Origin of the sequence: Pseudomonas fluorescens (assembly GCF_902497895.1) — a bacterium.
GTDB lineage: Bacteria > Pseudomonadota > Gammaproteobacteria > Pseudomonadales > Pseudomonadaceae > Aquipseudomonas > Aquipseudomonas fluorescens_BP.
On record NZ_CABVHQ010000149.1, the window covers coordinates 1 to 1,820 of the forward strand.

Here is a 1,820-nt window from a genome sequence, read left to right on the forward strand (position 1 = left end):
ATCGCCAGGATCAACAGATCGCAGCCTGCGCCAGCTCCTACACAGGATTGCGGACAACCATGGGATTGCCGGCATACGCGGTCGGCGTAGGAGCTGCCGATAGGCTGCGATCTTTTCGGCGGGCGCCACAATCGCCAGGATCAACAGATCGCAGCCAGGGGATTTTTTAAGTCTGTTTGCCGCAGTCGGTCAATCGGTATCGTTGAGCAGGACTGTTGGGTGAGTTCGGCTCAGTCATTTCGATCAATCCGGCAACCAGTGCCGGCTTGAGATAGTTGGCCCGGAAGGTTGCCTTATGGGCCAATCCCAGCGCTGCCATCAACTCGTTAACCTTTAGCGCGGAACCGCCATCGAGTGCCCGCAGCAGGCGCCCTACTTGGTCGGTTACTTGGTCGGTTACTTGGTCGGTCAGCGGTTCGCTGCGAGCGGCTTCTTCAAGAGCGAGGCTTAACGCCTGCAACATGAACTCAACAAAAGGCGTCGCTTCAGCCCGTTGATCGGCAGCCGATAGCGCCGCGTAATAATCGTCCTGTTGGGCGCAAATCACTGCCTCGACCGGCAACCAGGCCAGAATCGGTCGCCACTGACTGAGTATCAAGGTTTGCCATAGACGGCCCATTCGACCGTTGCCGTCAGCGAACGGGTGAATGAACTCGAATTCATAATGGAATACGCAACTGATGATCAGCGGATGCCAGTCAGAACTTCCAAGCCACGCTAGCAGGTCGTCAATCAACTGGCCCACGCGGCTCGGCGGCGGCGCCATATGGACCAATTGATCGCCACGATAAATGCCCACGCCCGCCTGACGAAATCGCCCGGCATCATCGATCAGGCCCTGCATCAACAACTCATGGGCCCGCAGCAGATCGACCCGAGCGCTCGAGCGCCAGCCTGGCATGGCTTCATAAGCGGCAAAGGCATTGCGCACTTCCTGGATTTCCCTGGGCAAACCGAGCACCCGCCGACCTGCCAGGACCGCTGTCACCTGTTCCACACTAAGGGTGTTGTTCTCGATCGCCAACGAAGCCTGAATAGTCCGAATCCGGTTACCACGGCGCAGCCGAGGAGTCTGTCGTGTATCGTCCAAAGCCGAAAGCTGACCGATCTGCTCGCTGATCTCGGCGACCAACGCAAGCATCCGGGTGGTCAGGGTCAACGGGGGCTGATAACGGCTCATATCCTCATCCAGGCAGGTAACACAGGCCAACATAATGCCCGAACGGGGCAATGTTCAGCAGCCTTCATTCAGCCCGTGTGCATTTTTGATATTCGCTCCGAGGCTGAAAGATCGCAGCCTGCGGCAGCTCCTACACAGGATTGCGGACAACCATGGGATTGCCGGCATACGCGGTCGGCGTAGGAGCTGCCGACAGGCTGCGATCTTTTCGGCGGGCGCCACAATCGCCAGGATCAACAGATCGCAGCCTGCGGCAGCTCCTACGGGGGGATTGCGGACAACCCTGAGATTGCCGGCATACGCGGTCGGCGTAGGAGCTGCCGACAGGCTGCGATCTTTTCGGCGGGCGCCACAATATCGCCAGGATCAACAGATCGCAGCCTGCGGCAGCTCCTACACAGGATTGCGGACAACCCTGAGATTGCCGGCATACGCGGTCGGCGTAGGAGCTGCCGACAGGCTGCGATCTTTTCGGCGGGCGCCACAATCGCCAGGATCAAAAGATCGCAGCCTGCGGCAGCTCCTACACAGGATTGCGGACAACCATGAGATTGCCGGCATACGCGGTCGGCGTAGGAGCTGCCGACAGGCTGCGATCTTTTCGGCGGACGCCACAATCGCCAGGATCAACAGATCGCAG

The 1,820-nt window shown here is 59.3% G+C and carries 1 protein-coding gene; it reads right to left on the reverse strand.

Annotated features, from left to right (window positions below; genetic code table 11):
* Positions 1-166: 166 nt before the first annotated feature.
* Entirely contained in the window at positions 167-1,180 is a 1,014-nt protein-coding gene (locus F8N21_RS30210) for a Fic family protein (protein ID WP_150645594.1), read from the reverse strand.
* Between the last annotated feature and the right edge of the window lie 640 nt (positions 1,181-1,820).

Excerpts from the sequence above, each read along its gene's own strand:
- F8N21_RS30210 (WP_150645594.1), bottom strand. The coding sequence starts at position 1,180 with ATGAGCCGTTATCAGCCCCCGTTGACCCTGACCACCCGGATGCTTGCG.